This is a genomic window from Tamlana flava (genome assembly GCF_041287255.1).
GTDB classification, from domain to species: Bacteria; Bacteroidota; Bacteroidia; order Flavobacteriales; family Flavobacteriaceae; genus Tamlana; species Tamlana flava.
The window spans coordinates 1-25,534 of sequence record NZ_JBGGTX010000007.1; the positions used below are offsets into that span (position 1 = coordinate 1).

The following is a 25,534-nucleotide window of genomic DNA, read 5'->3' on the forward strand; positions in this document are numbered from 1 at the left end:
AACGGTAACGGCTTCCGATAACTGCGACTCTTCTGTACCGGTCTCGTTCACCGAAGTGAGCAACACCGTGGTGGACGGATGCGGACAGATCGTAAGGCAATGGGATGCTTCCGACAACTGCGGCAACGACATTTCATTCACACAGACCATAACCGTGATCGACTCCACGGACCCCGTGTTCGCCGGATTGCCCGCGGCCACTGCAACTGTAGAGTGCGACGCCATTCCAGCGCCCCCAACGGTAACGGCTTCCGATAACTGCGACTCTTCTGTACCGGTCTCGTTCACCGAAGTGAGCAACACCGTGGTGGACGGATGCGGACAGATCGTAAGGCAATGGGATGCTTCCGACAACTGCGGCAACTCTGTGTCGTTTAACCAAACCATTACCGTAACCGATACTACAGCCCCTACCTGGACAACCGCTGCCAATGACCTTGACAGGACCGTCCAATGTAGCGATGCCGCTGCTATAGCTGACGCACAGGCTTTGTTCCCCGTTGCTTCTGACAACTGTGATGCCGATGTGACCAATATCAACAAAACAAGCGGTGGATTCGCTGCCGGTTCTTGCCCTCAGGCCGGAACTTATACAAATACATGGACCGTTACCGATAAATGCGGCAACACGTCCGCCGTATATACTCAGACAATTACTTTAATCGACACCACAGACCCTACAGCTTCCAACCCAAGCCCCATTTCAGTACAGTGTGCGGCCGATGTGCCTGCACCTAACGTTGCGGTGGTTACCGACGAGGCCGATAACTGCACAGCTAACCCTGTGGTGGCATTCGTGTCTGATGTTTCTAACGGAGATTTCAATCCGGAAACAATTACAAGAACATATTCGGTTACCGATGATTGTGGTAACTCTATAAACGTTACTCAGACGATTACTATTGATGATACAACACCACCAACAATAACCTGTCCTGGTAATATAAATGCTTCTAGTTCCGATGACGGTACAGGGGACTGTTACACAACGGTTGCGCTAGGAAGTCCAACTGTCTCTGATAATTGTACTTTAGACAGTAACCTGATAATATCTAATAATGCACCCGCTACTTTCCCTGTAGGATCTACTACAGTAACTTGGACCGTAGCAGATGAGGCAGGCAATACAGCAACTTGTACCCAGACTGTGACCGTGGCCGACGATGAAAACCCAACCATAACATGCCCAGCAGACATAATTGAAAATAACGCAGGTGGTGATTGTAGTGCTGGAGTAATTATCCCTAATATTGTTTATGCTGATAACTGCCCGGGAAGTACTGTTGCTTGGACTATGACAGGCGCTGAAACTAATAGTGGTTCTGGACAAATTGGAACTTATACGTTCCCTGTAGGCACCACAACTATTAGCTTAACGGTAACTGATGCTGCTAGTAATACAGCTTCCTGTAGCTTTACTGTAACCATTAACGACAGTGAATTGCCTGCATTTACTAACTGTTCTGGAGATATAAACGTATACAATGACCTTGGTGTCTGTAGTGCAGAAATAACATTTGCAACTCCTACTGCAGATGATAACTGTGGTATAGCGTCAATCGTACAAATAGCTGGATTACCTTCTGGCAGTACATTCCCTGTGGGGACCACTACTGTGACCTTTAGAGCTACGGATACTGCAGGATTAACCAGAGATTGTAGTTTTAATGTTAATGTAACCGATAATGAAGAGCCAACAACACCTGTTTTACCAGATCTAACCGATGAGTGTTCAGTCACTATTACTGAACCACCAACAACTACAGATAATTGTGCAGGTACCATTACCGGAACAAATGGAGATTTTAGTAGTTTTCCTTACACCTTTAATACCCAAGGGACTCACACTATAACTTGGCAGTTTGACGACGGTAATGGGAATCCTATTTCTGTGAATCAAACAGTTATTATAGATGATATCACAAATCCTGTACCTAATAATTCATATTATCCATCATCACTACCAGATGACCCCTATATAGATTGTGAGGCTGATGTACCTGTTCCTACCGCTACTGATAATTGTAGAGCTGGAACATTTAATGCGATTCCGGTTGATGCGCCTAATGCTAGTGGAAATGTTATTGATTTACCTATTACAACTTTTGGCGATACAACCATCTATTGGAAGTATGATGACAGAAATGGAAATGTTATATATCAAGAACAACTAATAACCTTAACAAAACCACCAATTTCAGGAGGGGTTTTACTGGGTCAGGTTGATACTCTAGACCAAGACTTGTTTCCTCCTACAAACAATGTGGCCATAACAGCCTGTCCAGATGAAATTAATCCAGTTACAATCAATTTGTCTGGGTACAATGGAACCATTGTACGATGGGAAAAATTTGAAGAAAATACCAATAATTGGGATAATATTGCAAATACTACCAATACTTATCATATCGATTTTGATATTGCAAATTCAGTATCCACAGTATTTAGAGTACTCATCCAATACAATTCCTGTTATGAATATTCTCAAATTTTAACTGTACATGCCGTACCACCAGACATCCCTCCATTACTTGAAAACGATTATTTTAATGAGTGTTTAGGTACTACAATTGAACTAACGGCCTATAGTGGTTATACTGGAATTGTTGATCCATCAGAAGAAGAAGCTGGACAGTTTGATCAGGGCCAATTCCCTGATAAATGGAACCCGAATATGTGGAAAATTGATGGTAATGTAGCAGGCGTAGCGTTTACTGGAGCTGCCAACAACCGCTCTGTGAACAACTGGACTGCAACCAATGATCACCCTTTCCCTGATGGAACTTGGACCCCAAAAACCACATTTGATTCCAATAATTTTAAGTTTGCTATTGCTCAAGGCGATTTTACCAGCCAAGAATACATAGATGCTTTTCCTCCTGGGAATGCAACAACTTTAGAAACTCCAATTATGAGTTTGCTCGGTCTGGACTCACCAGAAATTTCATTTACTCAGGCTTGGAACCTGTTTCCTGGGGATACTGCAATATGTGAGTTATCCTTAGATGGGGGATTGACTTATAATATTGTATTAGAGGATTTAACTGACCCTATTGTTCCATGGGACTGGGCCGCTTACCCTCCATCTTCAGAATATAATTTTGAGTTTGGCAATAGTGTTGCAACATTTGATTTGAGTGATTATAATACTTCCGACGAGGTTAGGGTACGATGGACCTTCTTTGGTACAACACCATTTAGTGCTTGGGCCATAGATGAAATTACTTTGCCTCTTGGTGGATCGCCAGGAGATGAAATTGAATGGACCGATGGTATTGGAGACCCTAATGAAGAACCTCTTGCAGATGGAACCTTGAATGTAACCTATACCTTTACACCAGATGCACCGGGGGCCCATGAATATGGTGCTACTGTAGTGGTTAATGGATGCAGAGCTTATGACCCTGACGGTACAGCAATTGCAGATGTTTTGATCAATTACGCTTATGCAGGTGAAGATAAAGTATATGCTGATGACGAATGCGGTGACAATATTGTGACCCTTAACGCTTACGATAATACCAAGACGGCTAATGAAAATGCCAACAAAGGCGCCTTTACGCTTCCTGTAGACTGTAAGAATTGTGATGATCCCGGTACAGGATCTCCACAGAAATGGACTGTTGTTAATACAGTCTCTTCTTGTGGTGGTAATTATTCATTTTCAGACGACACCGATCCCAATGCTACTTTTACTGGAGATCCAGGAACCTATACATTAAGATGGACCGTTGGGCCATTTGGTCCTAATAATGGCACCTGTTCTGATGATGTCATAATAGAAATTACAAATTGTTCTGTGGTTGATTTTGATGGAACCGATGATAATGTTACATTTAATGATAATTATAATTTAACTCCAGCATTTAGCATTGAATGTTGGATCAAACCGGATGCCACCACGAACTTAGGTGGAGCAAACAATGGTATACAAACCATCATATCCAAACGGAATGCTAATTCGAGTGATTATGATAAAAAGGGTTATGACCTTCGACTTGTAAATAACACTTTATCTTTTAAATGGAATGGTACTGGATCGATTACATCATCCTATCCTATTGACACCAATAGATGGTATCATGTTGCCGTTACTAGAGTAGTTGGTAGTAATAATAATACGAGTATTTATCGTATGTATATTGATGGCATTCAAGTAGCAAGTACTACTGGAAGTGCTCCAGCTTCAAATACTGATGATTGTATTTTAGGTGCTATGGCACAAACTGGCAACCCACCAAATAAACCCGTAAATTATTTCAGTGGCTGGATTGATGAAGTTCGCATTTGGAACAAAGCCCTGAGTGTAGATCATATTCGTCAGATGATGAACCAGCAAATAGATGATTCAGGAGGAAATGTTATTGGAGATGTGATTCCCCTTAAAATAGACGGGCCTGATGCAAATGGAGATAGTATTGACGACAATCCTATAACCTGGGCAAATCTTAGAGGCTATTATCGTATGGATCCGGCATCAATATCATGCGGTTACTTACAACCCTATGCCGGAAAAGGTGTTGCTGGTCAGCTTAGAAATATTACCACACCTCAAGATGATAGTGCCCCATTACCTTATACTACAGATGCCAATGGTAATTGGAATGACACATCGAGTACTTCCCCTTGGACCTATGGTGATACCGTTTGGGATTACCCAAATAGTACAGGTGTAAATGGAGACCCAATTGATTGGAATATTGTAAGAACAGGAAATAATATAACTTCAGACTCACAAGATGTAACCCTACTAGGACTCCTTGTAGATAGTAATGAACTTACAATCACCAATTCAGGAACCCAGGACGAAACCAACCCTGGACATGCCTTAAACATTACACGGTATTTAAAACTTGATGGCTTGATAGATTTAATTGGTGAATCACAATTAATTCAAAAACGTTATTACTTTGACCATGATGGTAACCCAAATAATGATGATGTTACTTATCAACTTAGTGGAAGTATATTAGATAGTGATAGTAGTGGACATTTAGAACGTGACCAACAAGGACAATCTAATCTATATAACTATAACTATTGGAGTTCTCCTGTAAGTCCTACTTATAATAGTGCTTATAGTATAGAACATGTACTTAGGGATGGTACGAATACCAACATTCCATTAACATTACAATGGACTAGTGGTCATAATGCTAATCCTAATACATCGGGAATCACTTTAAGTACCCGATGGCTATATGCATACATAAACAACCCAATGAGTATTTATGCCAACTGGGAATATATAGGGAAATCTGGTACAATAAATCCAGGATTGGGCTATACCATGAAAGGTAGTGGTGCCAACAGTGATGAACAAAACTATGTTTTTGATGGGCTACCTCATAATGGTACAATAACCACACCAATAACCTTTAATAACCAAGCATTGGTTGGAAACCCATACCCATCTGCTTTTGATGCTAGAGATTTTATCTTAGATAATATTCCTGGGGGAAATCCTGGAACATCAGCTAGTATTGATGGTACACTTTATTTCTGGATTCACTATGATACAAACGACACCCATATTTTAAGAGATTACCAAGGAGGATATGCCCAACTTAACATATCAGGCGGAAATCCTGCGGCATCGCCACCTGTTACTCTTGATGGCTATATAATTAGTGGACTTGGAAATTCAAATAAAATACCGGAATATTACGTTCCTGTTGCGCAAGGATTTTTTGTCTCTGCCATTCAATCTGGAACTGGAGGAAATATAGCATTCCACAATAAACACCGTATTTTCAAAACCGAACAAGGTGGAGAATCTGTCTTTATGAAACAAGGAAATTCAAAAGGTAAATCAAATAATGCTCAACCTAATGCTAACCAAGAATCTGATGACATACAAAGAGTACGCTTATTATTTAAAACACCTGAAGGCGTTAAAAGACCTTTATTGCTAGCATTTACCCCTGATAATACTGCTACCGATGGTTTTGATTTTGGATATGATGCTATAAATAACGACAATTTCCCTAGCGATATGCTTTTTAGAATAGGTGATGGAAATTATAATATCCAAGGTGTTGGTGCATTTGATGAAACTAAACAATACCCATTAGCAATATATTTAGAGACTGGGGGTCCAATTGAAATACATTTAACTGACCTGGAAAATTTACATCCAAGTACCAAAGTGTATATTTATGATTCTTTATTAGGCACTTATACCAAAATTAATAATAAAGCATTTGAAATGATAATGGACTCTGGTGAGTATCTTAATAGATTTTATGTTGCGTTCGCAAAAAACAATGCGCTTTCTATTGATGAAGATTTATTGCCAAATCAAGTTGTTGTTAACTATTTGCAGAGTAGTAAAGAAATATACATTAAAATAAATGATGGAATTAAAGTTAAGCAAGTGTACTTAACCAATACTCTTGGTCAAACGGTTAAGGCTTGGAATGTATCTAATACCCCTTCATTCTCAAATGACATGAAGATACCTGTAACAAATATTTCTGAAGGAAGCTATATTATTAAGGTTCAAACAGACATGGGCTCAACGAACAAAAAGGTAATAATCAACCAATAAAAAAGCATTATTAAAATATCTTAAATAAAAGGGGGGGGGGATAATATCCACCCTTTTTTGTTATAAAACCCCGACAAATGGTTAACAACATATACCTTTTATCGTATTTTTTTGCATTTTGTGGATTTTTTAGTTAAAAAATGATATATTAGCGTCAGCAATGAATGTAATGTCAACTAAAAACCCCAAATCAAATGACACAAATTACGCGCTTATGTCTGTTTGCCCTTTTATTATTTATTACTAATGTGTTTGCAAAATCAAATAACTTTAGTAGTGAATATAATGATACCGAAGCAACTTTTAGTAATTCAGAAATTCAACGTGTTAGAATTTACTTTACAACACCTAATGGTTTTGTAAGATACTTATTATTAAGTTTTACAAGTGATGGTATTGCTAGTGATGGATTTGATTTTGGGTACGATGCCCTTAATATAGAGGACCTTCCTGACGATTTAAACTGGATGATTGAAGAACAACGCTATGTAATACAAGGCGTTGGTGCATTTGATAACACTAAAAAATACCCTTTAGGACTATTTTTAAAAAATGCTGGTGAAATTAAAATTGATTTATTTAGATTAGAAAATTTTGATACACCAATTGAAATTTATATATATGATGCTTATCTCAATACCTATACTAAAATAAATGAAGCCTCTTTTGCAATGACTATGGAAAGCGGAGATTATATTAAAAGATTTTATGTTGCATTTAGTGATAATTTAGACACAAACTCAATTGCTAAAACCAGTTTATCTACAGAAGATGAAACGTTGGAAAAAGCTAACATAAGTTATTTGCAAAATACCAAAGAACTATTTATAAAAGCAAATACTTCAACAATAATAAAAACTATTACCATATTTAATCAACTAGGACAAAAAGTTTATGTTTTAGGTGGACTAGAAGACAATCAAATCAAGATGTCAATACCTAATTTAAAGGATGGTTATAGTATTGTTTCTGTAGAAACAGATAATGGCTATATGATCTCTAAACAGATATTTATAAATTAGAAACACGCACCAATAAATAATTCACCAAAAAACATCTAAGATTATTTTTGAATTTCATGGATTATAAATTTCATTCGGCTCCAAGCATTAATTAGCCCCAAACTAAAACTTAACTTATTAGGAAAAATTTACGCTCGTAATTTTCACTGCATAATCAAGCGAGGAAAGCTATTAATCTTCGGAGATTTTAAATATTCTTGACAATCAATTTAGAAATTTTACCAAGAAGAATTAGAACATTACCAAGTATTTTAAACTAGAAATATCAACTCAGGATCCTATATAATTAAGTTAACATTATAGATGGCATGCTATCTAAAAACATAATAGCAAAATATGTTTGGGTTTTGGGCTAGTTTATCAAATTCCAAATCTATCCAACTAAACTACTGAGTCCTAATTTAACTAGACCTCTTTTTATTTCAATTTTGAAATGAGATCTATTAACGATAATTTACTTTGCTCTCCGGAAACCATATCTTTAAGGGTGAACATATTGGAATTAATTTCTTCCTTGCCTAGCAAAACCACAAACGGAATATCGCGCTTATTAGCATGGTTCATCTGCTTTTTCATTTTAGCTGAATCCGGATACAATTCGGCGTTAACACCTTTTAAACGTAATTGCTTAATTGCTTTTAAGCAAAACAATGCTTCTTTATTACCAAAATTGATAAACAATACCTCAACATTTTTATTGACGGTTTCAGGAAACAGACCCAATTCTTCAAGAACCAAATAAATTCTATCCAAGCCAAAGCTAATACCCACACCACTCATATTAGGCATACCAAAAATACCCGTTAAATCGTCGTAACGGCCACCACCACCAATAGAACCCATTTGTATGGTTTTGGGCGCAGCCACTTCAAAAATAGCACCTGTGTAATAGTTTAGTCCGCGTGCCAAGGTAACATCCAATTGCAATTTGGCTGTGGATAAACCCAATTCATTAATGGCGTTATTGATAAAAGCCAGTTCATCAATACCTTTTTTGCCTTCTTCGGAAGTATCTAAAATGCCTTTTAAACTTTCAATTTGTGATTCAAACGAGCCGGACAAGGTGAATAGCGGCTGTAATTTCTTAATTCCTGTTTCTGAAATCCCTTTACTCAACATTTCTTCTTTTACCTTCTCCTCCCCTATTTTATCAAGTTTGTCCAAAGCTACCGTAAAATCTATCAATTTATCGGAAGCACCAATAACCTCTGCTATACCAGACAATATTTTACGGTTGTTTATTTTAATGGCAACACCATCCAGTTTTAAAGCCGAAAAAACGGTGTCATATAGTTGAATAAACTCCACTTCTTGCCAAAGTGAGTCACTACCAACCACATCGGCATCGCATTGGTAAAACTCCCTAAAACGACCCTTTTGTGGCCTGTCAGCGCGCCAAACAGGTTGTATTTGGTAACGCTTAAACGGAAACTCTATTTCGTTTTGGTGCTGTACCACGTAACGCGCAAAGGGCACGGTTAAATCGTAGCGGAGCGCCTTTTCGGAAATTGAAGCGGTCAGTTTATTTGAATCCTTTCCATTATAAGCGCTTTCATCTGCTTTAGATAAATAATCCCCCGAATTCAAAATCTTAAAAATCAAACGGTCACCTTCATCTCCATATTTCCCCATTAAGGTTTCAGAGTTTTCAAAACTTGGGGTTTCAATGGGTTGGAACCCAAAGGTTTCAAACGCACCACGAATGGTATTGAAAATATAATTGCGTTTAGCTACTTGCTCCGGATTGAAATCTCGAGTACCTTTTGGGATGCTTGGTTTTTGAGCCATTTAATGAATTTAATTGATAAACACTTCAACAATGCTAAGTGTGACAAAAATAACAGATTAATTTGAAAAAGATTCCTGCCTGCGCGGTAATGACAAATCTAATTTATCAAGTTGTCAAAATACTTGTACAAATCGCCTTTAGTAATGACGGCACCTTGCTCAATCATTTTGAATTTATCTAGGTTTTTGTCCTCGGTATATTCTTTATCTGCCTGTAAAAATTCAACTTGTTCATCCATCAAGTTTTCACGAAGCCAATTGTAACCTTCCTTTGTTGTAATATCAACTTCATCATTTTTTACATTTACAACTATGGCAAGCATGCTTTTTTCATCAAGATGAAACAAATACATGTGCTGTGGCGCAAAATGCTCTAAATATTCGGCTTGGTTTAAAACCCCTTCCCAAATTAAATCGCTGAACACGTCCAACTCTGTTTCAGCCAATTCTGCCTTGTTGGCTTTTAGGTTGGTCCATTCCTCGTGCGTGATGGATTGGGTGGCCAAAAAATTAATGAATTCTTGGTGCAGCTCTTCAAACTGTTCTTTGGTAAGTCTTCTATATTTCATAATAAAAATGCGCTCCTTTCGATAGATAGCTATCGAGATTGGAGCGCAAATTTAAGAATATATATCCGTTTATATTAGAAAATGTAACGTAATCCGAATTGAGCCTGCCATCTAGATGCTAAGCTAGAATCAAAGCCAAATGTTTTTGCTTCTGATCCGCCATTAAAAGTATAAACTGGCTCGCTACCAGACACATCAACACTTATTGGGGATAAATTATTTGGTTGCTCAACAACTCCCCAATCAGAATTTAAAAAGTTTCCAAAGTTTAAAATATCCAAACTTAACTGTAACGTATTGGTTTTTGTTTCAGAAACTTTAAAAATAAAATCTTGTAAAATTTTAACGTCCCATCTACTTCTCCACGGCGATAAGGCACCATATCTATCAAAATAGCTTCCTCTATTATCACTCATGTATTTATCTTGTTGAATAAACTTTTCAAAATCATCTGCCATCGCCTGCCCACCAGAAAAATTCATTTGCTGCACTTCTAAGGCTGTTGGAATATAGATAAGGTCATTATTTTGGAAAGAGGAGTCACCATTTATATTTCCCGCATAAGTATAATTAAAACGACCTCCCTGAGCATATTCAGCAAATGTTGATATTGTAGTTGCCATTTTATCATTTGAATAAGTCCACTTTTTGCTTGCTACACCAATAAAACGATGAGTATCTCCATATTTTGAAAAAGAAAGCACATCATCATTTGCATTACCTAAGTTTGGATTAAAATCAAAAGCATCACCGGTAATTTCTGCCTCAATGGAATTAACATCTTTAGCATTCAAATAGTTGTAGGCAAAACTGGTATAAATACCATTATCAAATGTTTTTTGAGCTTTGAATGTGGCATTCCAAATTCTTCCTTTATCGGAGTTTGTGAATACATAGGCACTTGTTGGACCTCCAAATTGGTTATTAGCTCTATCTCCTGCCAAATATACCGGGCGATTATCTCCAGGTGCATTTAAAGTACCTGATGGTGTATTTAATGCCCAATTTTGGACATGGGCAGCATTAATGTCTTTAGTATAAGAAACATCTGTAGTTAAAACAAGTCCATTATTAAGCCTGTGGTCTACACCAATATTAGTACGCCAAACCTGTGGCCACTTAAAGTCTGGATCTACGACTTGATAAAAGAAAAAGTCCACCCCTTGTACTTGGTTGCCTAACCAAACAAAAGGGAAACGGCCTGTAAATATTCCTGAGCCACCTCTAATTTGTGTTATGCTCTCTCCATTCACATCCCAGTTAAATCCTAATCTAGGAGAAATTAACCAATCATTTGATGGCAATTGCTCTGAATCCAAAAAGGTTGACCCCCCAGTTTCAGGATCAAAATAACTAATACTTGGTGCATAGGTGCCTCCTGAAAAATCTAAAGGATTAAAAGGACCTCCTTTTCTTTGGATATTTTCCCTTATTTTATCTTTTGTATCAAAGTACAGCGGTTTATCAAAACGTATACCATACGTCAGTTTAAAATCATCCGTTATATTCCACTCATCTTGTGCATAAAAAGCTAATTGACCAACATTGGTCTCGGCTAATGCCCATCCGCCTGGATTACCTGTTCCTGCCGCCTCCAATGAAGCATTTGTTGCAATGGCATCATTAAAATAACCTTGGTATGTAGCAACTAAATTTGCTTCAGCTGTTGCATCTAAGTTTCTAAATGAAGAAATATCACCGGTTGGAAAAAAGACACCTTGAGCCCCATATACTCCTAAATTAAATGAGTTATCAAATTCAAATTTTTCAAACGAAAAACCAATTGTAAAGGTGTGCTCTCCTTGAATGACATTCAAATTATTTGTGAGCTGAAATACTTTTTGGTCTAGAGTATTATGAATAGAAAATGGTTCATGCCCTGCAATTATGTAATTCTGTCCACCATTTTGAAGAGTAATAGAAGGCGCAGGTGTTGAAAGTGGATTTCTGAAATCATCAAAATGTGTATAACCAGCTTGAAGTTTATTGGTCATCACATCTGACAAGGTGGAATTTAACTCTAATTGAACTGATTGCAATTTATTATTAATTTGATATCCAGCATTTTCAAACTGAAGCGTACTAAAGCTTGGTCCTCGAACGCCAAGTGCTGTTGGATGAGCAGGTTTTTCCTTGGAGGCATCTAAAAAGTTATAAATTACAGCTAGCCTATTACTATCATTGATATTCCAATCCAATTTAAAGATACCTTTAGTAGATTCAGAGGCATAGGTAAATCCTTGAATGCTTCCTGGATTATAAAATTGACCATTTCCTATGGATACTTGTCTTAGAATGTTATCAACCGAATTTAAATCAGAAATAAGAACACTAGACTCATTTACGGCACCAGAACCCGTGTTGGGTATCCAACCATTAGAACCTAAATCATCTCTTTCATCTCTTTCAAAATTTGCAAAAAAGAATAATTTGTTCTTTACAATTGGCCCACCAATACTTACACCATATTGCGTTTGGTTTAAATCTGGCCTAGTGACTTCTTCTCCCTTTATTTTCTTTCCAGTCATGGTTTCATCCCTATAAAAACCATAAACAGTTCCATGGAATTCATTGGTCCCACTTTTGGTAACGGCATTTACAGAGGCACCTGTAAAACCAGATTGTGTTACATCAAATGGTGCGGTAGATACCGAAATTTGATCTATGGCATCCAAAGAAATAGGTTGAGCATCAGTTTGTCCACCAACTGTTGGCGCATCCAATCCAAATGGATTGTTAAAAATAGCACCATCTAAAGAGAAGTTGTTATACTGGTCATTACGACCGCCAAAAGAATTGCCACTAGAAGAAGGTTCTAATCTGGTGAAATCAGCTGCAGATCTAGAAATAGTTGGCAAGCTTGTCAATTCACGTCTACCAACGCTTGTTTCTGCTCCGGTACGGTCACTTCCAAAAGTACCTGTACCCCCTCCTCGAATAACTACTGTATCTAACTGCTGGTTATCCGTAATCATGTTTGCATCAATATTTTCTGTTTTACCCAATATCAAATACACATCATTAAATGATTGCTCTTTATAGCCAACATATGATATGGTAATGGTATAAGGCCCTCCAATTCTTAAATTCAAAAGGTTATACCTTCCGTCAATATTGGCCGCCGCTCCATACTTAGTTCCAGTTGGCGTATGGATAGCCACTATATTAGCACCGGCAAGTGGTTCTAAAGTTTCGTCTAAAATAAGACCTTTAATGTTTGAGGTAGTTATTTGCGGAAATGCAATAAAACCAAGAAACAAAAAGAAAATTAAAAATGCAGTTTTTTTCATTACGCTGAAGTTTTTGAGTTAGTCATATGGTGCTTAGCATAACACCTTGTGACTAATATAATTAAAAAGAAAAAGCCACCCCAATGGAGTGGCCTCAAATTTCAATACGTTTTATTAACAAATAGTTAATACTAATTTGCTTGCGCTATAACCTCAAAAGGAAAATCGAAAACTACCTCACGGTGTAAACGTACAACAGCATTGTACTGCCCTAAACGTTTAATGTTTCCACCAGTAATGGTAACAAATTTTTTGTCTACGATATGCCCTTCTTTTTCAAAAGCCTCAACCAAATCAGCTTTGGTTACCGAGCCAAATAATTTATCTCCAGCTGAAGCTCCTTCTGTTGCTTTAGCGGTAATTTTAACTTCCAACCCTTTAATAGCCTCTGCTGTTTTATTAGCATCTTCGATTAATTTCTTGTCTTTAAAAGCTCTTTGTTTCAAGTTTTCTGCCAATACCTTTTTAGCAGAAGGCGTTGCCAATATAGCATGCCCTTGAGGAATTAAAAAGTTTCTACCATAACCGCTCTTAACTGTTACAACATCGTCTTTAAACCCTAAATTCTCAACGTCTTGTTTTAATATAAGTTCCATTGTTATGATTGTTTTATTTTAATAAATCTGCTACATAAGGCATCAAGGCTAAGTGACGAGCTCTTTTTACAGCTACAGACACTTTTCTTTGATACTTTAAGGATGTTCCTGTTAAACGACGTGGCAAAATTTTGCCTTGTTCGTTTACAAACTTTAATAAGAAATCTGGATCTTTGTAATCAACATATTTAATTCCAGATTTTTTGAAACGACAGTATTTCTTTTGCTTATTAGTTTCAATGTTAAGCGGAGTTAAATACCTTATTTCTCCGTCTTTTTTTCCTTTTGATTGTTGTTCTATTGATGACATAATTAAGCTTTTACTTTAAGTTTTTCTCTTCTTCTTTCTGCCCATGCAATGGCGTGCTTATCAAGAGCTACGGTTAAATAGCGCATGAAACGCTCATCACGTCTAAACTCCAATTCTAGGGCATTAATTACATCACCTGCAACGGTGTACTCAAATAAATGGTAAAAACCACTTTTCTTGTTCTGGATTGGATAAGCTAATTTTTTAAGCCCCCAATCTTCTTTCGATACCATCTTAGCGCCGTTAGAAACAAGAAAATCTTCGTATTTCTTTACTGTTTCCTTTATCTGTTCTTCAGATAAAACGGGATTTAAGATGAAAACAGTTTCATAATGATTCATAAAAATCGTTTTAATTGTTAAAAATTGGCTGCAAAAATAAATAAATTCTATATATTTCACAACTAAAACGCACCCTATTTCAAAGGTAAAAATTATGACGTTAAAAATGTTAAAATTATGTTAAATTGCGCATTTTAACGATGTTTTTTGGTTTTTAACCGAATTATTCGTACTATTGTCGATATCTTAACCGAAATAATACAAATGTTATGACTTTAAACTGTGTAGTAGTAGACGATTCAGCAATACAACGTCTCTCTATTGTTAAGTTAGTTGAAAATCACCCAAATCTAAACTTAATAGCAGAGTACAGTAGTGCTTTAGAAACAAAAAATGGTTTAAATACGCATCAAGTAGATTTAATCTTTTTAGACATTGAAATGCCAGTGCTAAATGGATTTGAACTTTTGGACGTATTGAACAACAAGCCCCAAATTATTTTTGTAACCGGTAAAACCGAATATGCTTTTAAAGCATTCAATTATGATGCTACCGATTATTTGCACAAACCTATTACAAAAGAACGTTTTAACACCTCTGTAGAAAAAGCCCTTGAGCAACACAGGTTGACCCAAGACTTTAACGAAGAAGAAGGTGAACATATTTTTGTAAAGAGTAACCTGAAAAAACGTAAAGTTTATATTAAGGACATTAAATGGATTGAAGCCTTGGGTGATTATGTGAAATTAGTTACAGAGGAAAACAGCTTGGTAGTTTTATCTACCATGAAATCTTTTGAAGCTGAACTACCAGAGGGCAAATTTTTAAGAATCCATAAATCGTACATTGTTAATCTGGATAAAATTGACAGATTTAACAGTAAAAATGTTGAAGTCGGTGCCTACGAAATCCCTTTAAGTAGAAACAAAAAAACCCAATTGGTTGATGCTTTAAATAATATTTAAACCACTAACCATCTAAATTAAAAGTTATCGACATTTAGAATTACCCTAACCGACCGAAAATCTTTTATACTCAGGAAGCTATTATTAATTTTAATGATAGCTTCCTTTGTTTTTGACAATGATTGCTGCTTTGGTATTTTCACCAATATGTTTTTATGAAACTGGTTACGGATTCTGGCGATGGGTGGAGATTCTGGTCCTAAAACAAAATCGTCAAATACTTGTCTTAAGGATTTTGCGAACCATATAGCTGCAGTTTCAGTTTTACTATAATCTTTATGTTTTAAAGTGATTTTAATCTGCTTGTAAACGGGAGGATACTTAAAATTATATCTATCGTTCATTTGCTCATTGAACATATCAATATAATTATTGGTCGATACCTGCTGCAATATATTATGGTGCGGATTGTAAGTTTGTATCAAAACCTTACCACGTTCTTCAGTTCTACCAGCCCTACCTGCTACCTGTAGCATCAGCTGAAAACTGCGTTCATGGGCTCTGAAATCAGGAAAGTTTAGCATGTTATCAGCATTCATAATACCTACCAATTTTACATTTCTAAAATCAAGCCCTTTAGTTAGCATTTGCGTACCTACCAAAATATCAATTTCCTGTTGCTCCAATGCCGTGATTATTTTTTCATAGCCGTATTTACCACGCGTTGTATCTAAATCCATTCGGGCAACATTATGATTAGGGAAAAGCAGCTTGACCTCCTCCTCTATTTGCTCAGTACCAAAACCTTTGGCGTCCAAATCTTGACTTCCACAGGCCATGCAATCTTGCAACATAGCCATATTATAACCACAATAATGGCAGCGCAACTGGTTTCTATATTGATGATAGGTTAAACTCACATCACAATTGGGGCACTCCGGTGAATTCCCGCAAGTGTTACATTCCACAATGGGCGAAAAGCCACGCCTATTTTGAAACAATATGATTTGATGTCCTTCTTTTAACGCCTCAGTCATTTCTTCAATCAACCGGTCACTAAAATGACCTTTCATACGCTTCCTTTTCAGTTTATCTTTAATATCAACCAATTCAATATCTGGCATCAAAACATCATTATATCTATGCTTCAATTCCACAAAGCCGTACTTATTCTGTTTCGCATTAAAATAACTTTCCAAACTTGGAGTTGCAGAGCCCAATAACACCTTTGCCTGATAAAGGTTTGCCAATACCACCGCAGTATCTCGTGCGTGGTAACGTGGTGCTGGATCAAATTGTTTAAATGATTGCTCGTGCTCCTCATCAACAATGATTAATCCCAAATCATTAAATGGCAAAAAGATAGATGAACGTGCACCCAACACTATTTGTGCTTTTGCAGAATTGTCAAGAACATTGTTCCAAACTTCAACCCGTTCGTGCGAGGAATATTTTGAATGGAACACAACAACTTTTTCACCAAAATAATTTTGAAGCCGCGTGATTAATTGTGCCGTCAATGCAATTTCTGGAAGCAAATACAGAACCTGTTTGCCCTGTGCAATAACTTCTTCAATCAGCTTCACATAAACCTCGGTTTTCCCAGAAGAGGTAACTCCATGTAACAGAGTTACATTTTGGTTCTCAAATGACAATTTTATTTCGCCTAAAGCAGAGTCTTGATAAGTATTCAGTTTTTTTGAATCCTCGGTTTCTTCACCAGAAAATTGTATGCGATCGGTTTGGATATAATACTCCTCCAAAACACCTTTATCAATTAATGCCTTTATAATTGCCGAAGACGCACCACTTTCCTCTGCTAATTTGGTAACCTTTACCGGCTTTTTTGTTTTTGCTGAAATGGAAAACAAACTTAGCACCACATCACTTTGTTTTCGAGCTCTGCTTAAATCTTCCAGTAAATTTTGAAGTGACTTTTCTGAGGAAAAATTGGAATGCAATTTTACGTACCGTACCAATTTGGGTTTATACTTTTCGTAAACTTCTTCTTCAACAGAAATGGCTTCCCTTTCAATAAGCCTTTTTATTACGGGTAAAACATTCTTCTTATCTAAAATGTTTGAAATATCATGGATTTTCAATGAAGATTGATGGTGAAGCGCTTCATAAACCAAAAATTCATCATCTTTTAAAATTGACTCGTCAATGGTTTTCGTCATATTTCTAACCACCACGGTTTCACTCTCTAAAATAAAAGGATTTGGCAGTGCGGCTCGCATTACATCACCGAGCGTGCACATGTAATAACTAGCTATCCATTCCCAAAGAAGTAACTGGTTTTGGTTGACTACTGGATCTTCATCCAAAATTTGCTGAATCTCTTTAGCTTCATAGGCCGTTGGTGCATTATTATGGATTTTAAACACAATGCCAGTATAAATTTTAGATTTTCCAAATGGCACAGCAACCCGCATTCCTGGTTTTAAAAACTCCGATTCTGAAGCGGTAATACTATAAGTGAACAACTTTTGGAGCGGCACAGGAATGATGACATCTATGAAATAAACCATAAACTAATTCCTTTTTCTTAGTTTATTTAAAGATGCATTCAGCTCATAACCTAACAATAAAATATTTGAATTGAGCCATAAGTAAAATAGCAAAATCAACAATGCACCAATGGAACCATAAAGCTTGTTATACTGACTGAAATTTTCAATATAAACACCAAATAAATAAGATGTTAACATAATGAGCAAGGTCGTGAAAAGTGCCCCAACGGAAAAGAATCTTGAATGCCTTCCTTCATGCGTGCCAAAATAATATAAGATTGATGTGGCCAAATAAACCATTAGCACAAAGAATATATATTTGGCGACATCGGCCCAAAACACATTTTGAACATCTATTTCATATCCCCTATTTTCCAAAGCATTAAGCAACTCCTGAACCACGTAAAGTTGAAAATATCCTAATACAGCAATGGTCAAAATAAGTAAGAACGCCAATATTAATGCAATGCCCAAGGCGTACAAGTACTGCCTAAAAATGTTACGCGTAAGTTGTTCGTGGTAAGAATTTTCAAAACCAGAAAAAACTGCATTAACTCCGTTGGCCATCAATAATAAGGAAAGCACAAATACTGAAGACAACAAACCTCCGCGTTGGGATTGGTCGATGTTTTCAAAAATATTTTCAAAAAAGAAATCTGAAGTGTTTGGGGGTAAAAATGACTCTAAAAATTGTAAAAATTCAATTTTAAAATCATCAATTGGCACATAAGGGATAATGAATAAAACAAACAACAAAAACGGAAAAATGGCCGTAAAAAAGCTAAACGCAATGGCACTTGCCCTAGTGGTTAAAGCGCCCCTTACAATGCCTGTAATATAGAGTTCCAATAAATCATAAAAGGACAAACCTTCAAGACCGGGTAGTTTTATTTTCTTAAAAAACCGCACCAAGACATTAACTATAGGAATTTTGTCAAGTCTGTCTTCTAAGGGTTTTGTCATTAATACTTTGCTTTTGTAGTTAAAGCAAAGTTATTAAAATAAAGATTGCATTTTGCTGTTTGACCATGCGAATTTAGCGAATAAACTATCCTTTATTAGAAGACTATTTTATGGCCTTTAAACTCAAGTCCATATTATGTACAGAATGGGTCAATGCACCACATGAAATATAATTTACACCACATTCAGCATAATGCCTAATTGTATCTTCGTTAATGTTACCTGAAGATTCTGTTAAACATTTCTCCCCAATCAATTTTACCGCCTTTCTAGTGTCTTCATAATCAAAATTGTCCAAAAGGATTCTGTAAACACCATCATTCTGCAAAATTTCCTCAACTTCAATGAGGTTACGTGCTTCAACCATAATCAATAAATCCTTGCCCGTTTCATCCAAATACTGCTTGGTCATTTCAATAGCTTGTGTAATGCCTCCGGCAAAATCGATATGGTTGTCTTTAAGCATTATCATATCATAAAGCGCAAACCTATGATTTTCTCCACCACCAATTTTCACGGCCCATTTTTCCAAAACACGGATGCCTGGAGTTGTTTTTCTGGTATCCAAAATTTTTGTTTTGGTTCCTTTAACCAAATTCACAAACATTCTGGTTTTGGTAGCAATAGCACTCATGCGCTGCATGGCGTTAAGCACAGTTCGTTCTGCCATTAAGATAGATCTGGAAGGACCTTCCACATACATAACTACATCACCATAAGTTACTTCGGTGCCATCCTCTATACGAACGTCTATTTTTAGGTTTTTATCTACATAAGCAAAAACCTTTTTTGCAAAATTAACCCCGCCTATAACACCTTTATCCTTTACTAAAAGTTTTGCTCTACCTCTAGCATTTTCTGGAATACAAGCTAGGGAACTGTGGTCGCCATCGCCTACATCTTCTCGAATAGCATTTGCAATTATACCTTTAACCTCGCTATCAAACTGCTCTTGTGTAATCATTACTTGTTAATTAGTTTTGGTCAAAAATAAGAAATTGATTTACTATATTAAATTTTCCTTTTACGAATTTTTAGGTATTTTGATTTTTTTTTACATAATTCGCAAATAGTAAGCAATAATTTTAACTTATGACTATTAAGCTTATTGCCATTGGCAAAACTGATAACAAGCTACTTACATCTTTAATTGATGATTACCAAAAACGTTTGGGCTTTTATGTTAAGTTTGATTTTGAAATAATTCCTGATGTAAAAAATGCAAAGAATTTAAGTGAGGAGCAACAAAAACAAAAAGAAGGTAACCTCATCTTGTCTAAACTTAATACGACAGACACCTTAGTACTTTTGGATGAACAGGGAAAACAGTTTAATTCTGTAGCATTTTCAAACTACCTTCAAAAGCATATGAACTCGGGCATAAAGCAATTGGTGTTTGTTATTGGTGGACCCTATGGTTTTTCGGATGGAGTTTATAAAAAAGCTGATGGGAAACTATCACTTTCTAAAATGACATTTTCCCATCAAATGATTCGTTTATTTTTTATTGAGCAGTTGTACAGGGGCTTTACCATTTTAAGGAACGAACCCTACCACCACCGCTAATACGTTTTAAAAACTTGTTTACGCTTTTTAAGCTGTCGTTCAAGATCGCTAATCGTTTCCCTAACGGCCACCTCAAAGTTATGTTCTTCTGAAGTTGCAAATATTCTTGGGCCTGGCAAACTCAGTTCCATATTGCAGATCTTACCTTTATCATGATGCTTTTCGTCCTTTTTAAAAAATACCGTAGCACCTATTAAAAACTCATATCTATTAAACAATTTCTCTAATTTTTCCCTTGTAAAAGCTGAAAGCGTTTCGCTAATATCAACATCTACGTATTGAATGTTTACTGTCATAATCGTTCTCTTTTAAAGTTTAATTTCAGTTGTAATATACAAGTTTTTTATACAAATCAAAGTAACAAAAATCATAAATTGAATATAAATTTTACCAATCTTTAATATTTTCAGTTTAGCCATTTAATAGTACTTTTGAATTCTCCGAATTTCAATAAAATCAACTGAATACACCTATGAAAATCGTTTTTGCCACAAACAACAAAAATAAAATTAGCGAGGTCCAATCTTTGATTCCCCAAAATATAAAGTTACTCAGTCTAGAAGACATTGGTTGTTTTGAAGATATTCCCGAAACCCAAAGTACGATTGAAGGCAATGCCAAGCAAAAGGCAAATTATATAAAGGAACGCTATGGCATTGATTGTTTTGCCGACGATACAGGTTTGGAAGTTGATGCCCTTAATGGAGAACCAGGAGTATACTCCGCTCGATACGCTGGGGAGCAAAAAAACGCCGCCGATAATATGGCAAAATTACTCTCCTACTTAAAAAACAAAAACAACAGAAATGCCCAATTTAAAACCGTCATTGCCTTAAATTTCAACAATGGACTAAAAACGTTTACTGGAATCTGTAAAGGCGAAATCACTATGGAAAAAAGGGGGGGGAAAGGATTTGGGTACGACCCCATTTTTAAACCTTTGGGGCATGAACAAACCTTTGCCCAAATGGATTTAAGTTTGAAAAATGAAATCGGGCACCGTGGTAAGGCCATATTAAAACTGATCACTTTTTTAAACGAGTATGTGCGCTAGATTAACAGTCAAAAAACAGAATTTGGTGTTGCCTGTTAATATTCTTTATGTTACTTTTAATTCATGATGACAGAGGAATACATTGAAAGAGAAAATGCAGCGATAACAAAAGCCTACAAAGAGTTATTAAAGGTCAGTTACACGACGCTTACCAATGACGATAAAAAACTCATTAGAAAAGCTTTTGAAGTAGCCATGGATGGCCATAAAGACCAACGCAGAAAATCTGGTGAAGCTTATATATTTCACCCTCTTGCTGTTGCGAAAATTGTTGCCCAAGAAATAGGTTTGGATGCCACTTCCATTGCTGCTGCGTTATTACACGATGTCGTTGAAGACAGTCCTGACTATGAAATTGAAGACATTGAAAAAGAATTTGGACCAGTAGTGGCAACCATTGTTGATGGCCTCACAAAAATATCTTCCTTAAGTAAGGAAAAAGACATGGATGTTTCGCTCCAAGCAGAAAACTTCCGAAAAATGTTGTTAACACTTAATGATGACGTTCGGGTAATCATCATTAAAATAGCCGACAGGTTGCACAACATGCAAACCATGGACTCCATGCAACCCGACAAGCAAATAAAAATAGCATCAGAAACCCTTTATATATATGCACCCCTTGCCCACAGAATTGGGCTTTATAACATTAAAACTGAACTTGAAGATTTAGGGCTTAAATATACAGAGCCTGATGTTTACAATGATATTCTTGATAAAATAAAAGAAAGCAAGGTCGAACAAGACGACTATATTGAAAAGTTTAGTTCTGTCATAAAAAATTCATTGGATAAAGAGCATTTGCGCTACACCATTAAAGGCCGCCCAAAATCTATTTTTTCCATTAGGAAAAAAATGATAAACCAAGGGGTTTCCTTTGATGAAGTTTACGACAAATTTGCCATTAGAATTATTTATAAATGCGATGCCGATCAGCATAACGAAAAGTTTTTGGCTTGGAAAATCTACTCCATCGTTACCGATCATTTTAGGCCTAACCCTATTCGTCTGCGCGATTGGATTTCATCACCAAAATCAACCGGTTATGAAGCCTTGCACATTACGGTAATGGGACCAAAAGGGCGGTGGGTAGAAGTCCAAATACGAAGTGATCGTATGAACGAAATAGCCGAAAAAGGTTATGCGGCGCACTATAAATACAAACAGGGCAACGAAAAAGAGGACAATCTTGAAAGTTGGATAAACAGATTGCAAGAAGCTTTAGAAAATCCAGAAACCAATGCGGTAGATTTTGTTGAACAGTTCAAGCTCAACCTGTATTCAAAAGAGATTTTTGTGTTCACTCCTGCCGGCGATTTAAAATCACTGCCAAAAGGCGCTACGGCTTTAGACTTTGCATTCCATATACACACCGAAATAGGCATGAAAACCCGTGGAGCAAAGGTAAATAATAAATTGGTGCCCTTAAGTCATGAGTTGAAAAGTGGGGACCAAGTAGAAATTTTAACGGCCGAAAATTCAAAACCAAATACAAACTGGTTAGATTATGCTACTACAGCTCGATCCAGAAGTAAAATTAAATCTGCCTTACGTGAAAACAAAAAACAAATTGGCGAGGATGGCAAAGAGATTTTACGTCGCAAATTAAAACAACTAAAAATCAATCTTGATGAGGAATCTGTAAACGAAATGGTGCGATTCTTCAAGCTTAAAACAAGTTTGGATTTATTTTACAGAGTTGGCGTTGGCACCATAGATAATACAATGCTTAAAAGCTATGCTTCATCCAGAAGCAATGCTTTCATGAGCTTTATCAAAAACAGAATATCCAAGAAAACCCCAATAAAAAAAGAGGAATTGGAAAAAGAGGAAGTCACTTTAAAATATGACTCTCTGGTTTTTGGTAAAGAAGAAGAAAAATTAGACTATAAATTGGCCAATTGTTGTAACCCAATTCCTGGCGACGCCGTTTTTGGTTTTTTAACAGTTAATGAAGGCATAAAAGTCCACAAAAAAAACTGCCCTAATGCCGTTAGTTTACAGTCCAATTATGCCTACCGAATTATGCCTGCCAAATGGATAGATTCAACACAACAAGAGTTTTCAGCCAAAATTGTTCTAACTGGAATTGACCACATTGGCTTGGTAAACGAAATAACCACCATAGTTTCTGAAGATATGCACGTAAACATGAACAGCATAAGTTTTGAAAGCAACCATGGGCTATTTTCGGGAAAGATTAATGTGGTTGTAAAAAACAATACCATAATCAACAGACTTTTGGAAAAACTAAAAAAAATTAATGGTATAGATAAGGTTACTAGAGTGTAAAAAAAGTGTAAATTTGCGTCGAAATGATGGAGGCTAAACCAGAGAATAAAAATCAAGAAATTGTAAAGAATGTATTTACTACGTTTTTGGAAGCCAACGGTCACCGCAAAACGCCCGAACGGTACGCCATACTTCAGGAAATCTACAACAATAAGGAGCATTTTGATATAGAATCCCTATATCTTAATATGAAGAACAAAAAATATCGGGTATCTCGCGCAACGCTTTATAACACTATAGAACTTCTTTTAGAATGCGGTTTGGTAAGAAAACATCAATTTGGACAAAACCAAGCACATTACGAAAAATCATATTTCGATAGGCAGCACGACCATGTTATACTTACCGACACAGGTGAAGTCATTGAGTTTTGCGACCCAAGAATTCAATCTATAAAAAAAACAATAGAAGAAGTTTTCGATATAGAAATCAATAACCACTCACTCTATTTCTACGGAAATAGAAAATCAACCACAAATAACTAATTTTCACAATGGCAGTAGACTTACTACTAGGATTACAATGGGGAGACGAAGGCAAAGGTAAGATTGTTGACGTACTTACATCAAACTACAACATTATAGCACGTTTTCAAGGCGGGCCAAATGCTGGACACACTTTGGTTTTCAATGGAAAAAAACATGTTTTGCATACTATTCCATCGGGAATTTTTCATGATGATGCCACCAATTTGGTTGGCAACGGCGTAGTAATAGACCCCGTAATTTTTAAAGGCGAACTTGACAAACTTGAAGAGCAAAATATAGATTACCGAAAGTCTCTACTTATTTCACGCAAAGCACATATCATTCTACCAACACATAGATTGCTTGATGCAGCTAGTGAAGCTTCAAAAGGAAAGGCTAAAATTGGTTCAACCTTAAAAGGAATTGGACCAACTTATATGGATAAAACTGGTAGAAATGGTATTCGTATAGGTGATTTGGAGCTAAGCGATTGGAAAGAACGTTACAGAAACCTTGCCGACAAGCATGAGTCGATGATTGCTTACTACAATGTGGATATTGAGTATAACTTAAAGGAACTTGAAGAAGAATTTTTTAAAGCCATCGACGTCTTGAAATCGTTAACCTTTATTGATTCTGAAGAATATATTTACCAAGCGCAAAAAGCCGAAAAATCCATTTTGGCCGAAGGTGCCCAAGGTTCTTTGTTGGACATTGACTTTGGAACTTATCCTTTTGTAACATCAAGTAACACTACTGCAGCAGGTGCCTGCACAGGCTTAGGTGTTGCTCCAAATCAAATTGGTGAGGTTTTTGGTATTTTTAAAGCATACACTACCCGTGTTGGTTCTGGTCCTTTCCCTACTGAATTGTTTGATGAAGATGGTAAAACGATGGGGCGTGTTGGTAACGAATTTGGTGCCACAACTGGTAGGCCAAGACGTTGCGGTTGGTTGGATTTGGTTGCATTAAAATACGCTTGTCGAGTTAACGGCGTTACCCAATTGATGATGATGAAAGGCGATGTGCTTTCTGGTTTCAAAACTTTAAAAGTTTGCACGCAATATAAATATAAAGGTAAAACTATTTCGCATTTGCCTTACAATATTGAGCCTGAAAACGTGGAGCCTATTTATACCGAATTCAGTGGCTGGAACGAAGATTTAACAGAAATGTCTGATGCTTCAGAATTGCCAAAGGCACTAAATGAATACATTGACTTTTTAGAAAAAGAATTAGAAATCCCTATTACCATTGTATCTGTTGGACCAGATAGAAAACAAACTATTTTTAGACAACAGTTCGTTTAAAAGAACGATTTGATTCAAAATAAAAAAGCTCCAAATAAAATTTTTTGGAGCTTTTTTT

18 protein-coding genes are annotated in these 25,534 nt (G+C 36.5%); 8 read left to right on the forward strand and 10 right to left on the reverse strand.

The annotated features are described in order from the left end of the window. Both ACB104_RS15510 and ACB104_RS15515 read left to right on the forward strand, forming a co-directional pair. The coding region (locus ACB104_RS15510) for a DUF8693 domain-containing protein (RefSeq protein WP_370480194.1) at positions 1–6,550 on the forward strand (6,550 nt) is incomplete at its 5' end. A 194-nt stretch (positions 6,551–6,744) separates the two neighbouring features. After that, entirely contained in the window at positions 6,745–7,572 is an 828-nt protein-coding gene (locus ACB104_RS15515; RefSeq protein ID WP_370480195.1) for a DUF8693 domain-containing protein, read from the forward strand. Between the two features lie 417 nt (positions 7,573–7,989). Here ACB104_RS15515 and hisS read toward each other — a convergent pair whose 3' ends face one another. The 6 genes from hisS to rpsF form a co-directional block, all read right to left on the reverse strand. Further along, positions 7,990–9,360 (reverse strand): histidine--tRNA ligase, encoded by a 1,371-nt coding sequence (hisS, locus tag ACB104_RS15520; RefSeq protein WP_370480197.1) that lies wholly within the window; start codon positions 9,358–9,360, stop codon positions 7,990–7,992. A gap of 98 nt (positions 9,361–9,458) precedes the next feature. After that, positions 9,459–9,929, reverse strand: coding sequence for a DUF6495 family protein (locus ACB104_RS15525; RefSeq protein WP_370480198.1), 471 nt, complete (start codon positions 9,927–9,929; stop codon positions 9,459–9,461). 74 nt (positions 9,930–10,003) lie between these two features. Then, entirely contained in the window at positions 10,004–13,219 is a 3,216-nt protein-coding gene (locus tag ACB104_RS15530) for a TonB-dependent receptor (RefSeq protein WP_370480200.1), read from the reverse strand. Between the two features lie 131 nt (positions 13,220–13,350). Next, positions 13,351–13,815, reverse strand: a complete 465-nt coding sequence (rplI, locus tag ACB104_RS15535; protein ID WP_370480202.1) for a 50S ribosomal protein L9 — start codon at positions 13,813–13,815, stop codon at positions 13,351–13,353. Between the two features lie 13 nt (positions 13,816–13,828). Next, positions 13,829–14,125, reverse strand: coding sequence for a 30S ribosomal protein S18 (rpsR, locus tag ACB104_RS15540; protein ID WP_139695332.1), 297 nt, complete (start codon positions 14,123–14,125; stop codon positions 13,829–13,831). Between the two features lie 2 nt (positions 14,126–14,127). Then, positions 14,128–14,466: a 30S ribosomal protein S6 gene (rpsF, locus tag ACB104_RS15545; RefSeq protein ID WP_370480204.1), complete on the reverse strand. Its 339-nt coding sequence runs from the start codon at positions 14,464–14,466 to the stop codon at positions 14,128–14,130. A gap of 209 nt (positions 14,467–14,675) precedes the next feature. Here rpsF and ACB104_RS15550 point away from each other — a divergent pair, with 209 nt between their 5' ends. After that, the gene (locus ACB104_RS15550; RefSeq protein ID WP_370480205.1) at positions 14,676–15,371 is read left to right on the forward strand and encodes a LytR/AlgR family response regulator transcription factor; all 696 of its coding nucleotides are present in this window, start codon (positions 14,676–14,678) and stop codon (positions 15,369–15,371) included. A gap of 17 nt (positions 15,372–15,388) precedes the next feature. On the opposite strand, the gene priA is transcribed toward ACB104_RS15550, so the two are convergent. From priA to nadC, 3 genes are all read right to left on the reverse strand, one after another. Next, a complete protein-coding gene (gene priA, locus ACB104_RS15555; RefSeq protein WP_370480207.1) occupies positions 15,389–17,842 on the reverse strand; it encodes a replication restart helicase PriA in 2,454 nt (817 codons plus the stop codon). Positions 17,843–17,845: 3 nt separating this feature from the next. After that, on the reverse strand, positions 17,846–18,787 hold the full coding sequence (locus ACB104_RS15560) for a YihY/virulence factor BrkB family protein (RefSeq protein WP_370480209.1): 942 nt from the start codon (positions 18,785–18,787) through the stop codon (positions 17,846–17,848). Positions 18,788–18,890: 103 nt separating this feature from the next. Then, on the reverse strand, positions 18,891–19,751 hold the full coding sequence (gene nadC / locus ACB104_RS15565) for a carboxylating nicotinate-nucleotide diphosphorylase (RefSeq protein WP_370480210.1): 861 nt from the start codon (positions 19,749–19,751) through the stop codon (positions 18,891–18,893). 128 nt (positions 19,752–19,879) lie between these two features. Here nadC and rlmH point away from each other — a divergent pair, with 128 nt between their 5' ends. Beyond that, positions 19,880–20,353 carry a 23S rRNA (pseudouridine(1915)-N(3))-methyltransferase RlmH gene (gene rlmH, locus ACB104_RS15570; RefSeq protein ID WP_370480212.1) on the forward strand — a complete coding sequence of 158 codons (474 nt, stop codon included), beginning with the start codon at positions 19,880–19,882 and terminating at the stop codon, positions 20,351–20,353. On the opposite strand, the gene hpf is transcribed toward rlmH, so the two are convergent. Continuing rightward, the gene (gene hpf / locus ACB104_RS15575; protein ID WP_370480214.1) at positions 20,350–20,649 is read right to left on the reverse strand and encodes a ribosome hibernation-promoting factor, HPF/YfiA family; all 300 of its coding nucleotides are present in this window, start codon (positions 20,647–20,649) and stop codon (positions 20,350–20,352) included. The two genes, rlmH and hpf, sit on opposite strands and share 4 nt — an antisense overlap. A gap of 176 nt (positions 20,650–20,825) precedes the next feature. On the opposite strand from hpf, the gene ACB104_RS15580 reads away from it, so the two are divergent. The 4 genes from ACB104_RS15580 (at position 20,826) to ACB104_RS15595 (ending at position 25,476) form a co-directional block, all read left to right on the forward strand. Next, positions 20,826–21,407: a non-canonical purine NTP diphosphatase gene (locus ACB104_RS15580; RefSeq protein WP_370480216.1), complete on the forward strand. Its 582-nt coding sequence runs from the start codon at positions 20,826–20,828 to the stop codon at positions 21,405–21,407. A gap of 66 nt (positions 21,408–21,473) precedes the next feature. After that, positions 21,474–23,699, forward strand: a complete 2,226-nt coding sequence (locus ACB104_RS15585) for a RelA/SpoT family protein (protein WP_370480273.1) — start codon at positions 21,474–21,476, stop codon at positions 23,697–23,699. Positions 23,700–23,725: 26 nt separating this feature from the next. After that, positions 23,726–24,184: a Fur family transcriptional regulator gene (locus ACB104_RS15590; protein WP_370480275.1), complete on the forward strand. Its 459-nt coding sequence runs from the start codon at positions 23,726–23,728 to the stop codon at positions 24,182–24,184. 8 nt (positions 24,185–24,192) lie between these two features. After that, on the forward strand, positions 24,193–25,476 hold the full coding sequence (locus ACB104_RS15595) for an adenylosuccinate synthase (RefSeq protein ID WP_370480217.1): 1,284 nt from the start codon (positions 24,193–24,195) through the stop codon (positions 25,474–25,476). Positions 25,477–25,534: the final 58 nt, after the last annotated feature.

Bases quoted from the DNA above. Each gene is read 5' to 3' on its own strand.
- ACB104_RS15515 (WP_370480195.1), top strand. From the start codon at position 6,745: ATGACACAAATTACGCGCTTATGTCTGTTTGCCCTTTTATTATTTATT.
- hisS (WP_370480197.1), bottom strand. From the start codon at position 9,360: ATGGCTCAAAAACCAAGCATCCCAAAAGGTACTCGAGATTTCAATCCG.
- ACB104_RS15525 (WP_370480198.1), bottom strand. From the start codon at position 9,929: ATGAAATATAGAAGACTTACCAAAGAACAGTTTGAAGAGCTGCACCAA.
- ACB104_RS15530 (WP_370480200.1), bottom strand. From the start codon at position 13,219: ATGAAAAAAACTGCATTTTTAATTTTCTTTTTGTTTCTTGGTTTTATT.
- rplI (WP_370480202.1), bottom strand. From the start codon at position 13,815: ATGGAACTTATATTAAAACAAGACGTTGAGAATTTAGGGTTTAAAGAC.
- rpsR (WP_139695332.1), bottom strand. From the start codon at position 14,125: ATGTCATCAATAGAACAACAATCAAAAGGAAAAAAAGACGGAGAAATA.
- rpsF (WP_370480204.1), bottom strand. From the start codon at position 14,466: ATGAATCATTATGAAACTGTTTTCATCTTAAATCCCGTTTTATCTGAA.
- ACB104_RS15550 (WP_370480205.1), top strand. From the start codon at position 14,676: ATGACTTTAAACTGTGTAGTAGTAGACGATTCAGCAATACAACGTCTC.
- priA (WP_370480207.1), bottom strand. From the start codon at position 17,842: ATGGTTTATTTCATAGATGTCATCATTCCTGTGCCGCTCCAAAAGTTG.
- ACB104_RS15560 (WP_370480209.1), bottom strand. From the start codon at position 18,787: ATGACAAAACCCTTAGAAGACAGACTTGACAAAATTCCTATAGTTAAT.
- nadC (WP_370480210.1), bottom strand. From the start codon at position 19,751: ATGATTACACAAGAGCAGTTTGATAGCGAGGTTAAAGGTATAATTGCA.
- rlmH (WP_370480212.1), top strand. From the start codon at position 19,880: ATGACTATTAAGCTTATTGCCATTGGCAAAACTGATAACAAGCTACTT.
- hpf (WP_370480214.1), bottom strand. From the start codon at position 20,649: ATGACAGTAAACATTCAATACGTAGATGTTGATATTAGCGAAACGCTT.
- ACB104_RS15580 (WP_370480216.1), top strand. From the start codon at position 20,826: ATGAAAATCGTTTTTGCCACAAACAACAAAAATAAAATTAGCGAGGTC.
- ACB104_RS15585 (WP_370480273.1), top strand. From the start codon at position 21,474: ATGACAGAGGAATACATTGAAAGAGAAAATGCAGCGATAACAAAAGCC.
- ACB104_RS15590 (WP_370480275.1), top strand. From the start codon at position 23,726: ATGGAGGCTAAACCAGAGAATAAAAATCAAGAAATTGTAAAGAATGTA.
- ACB104_RS15595 (WP_370480217.1), top strand. From the start codon at position 24,193: ATGGCAGTAGACTTACTACTAGGATTACAATGGGGAGACGAAGGCAAA.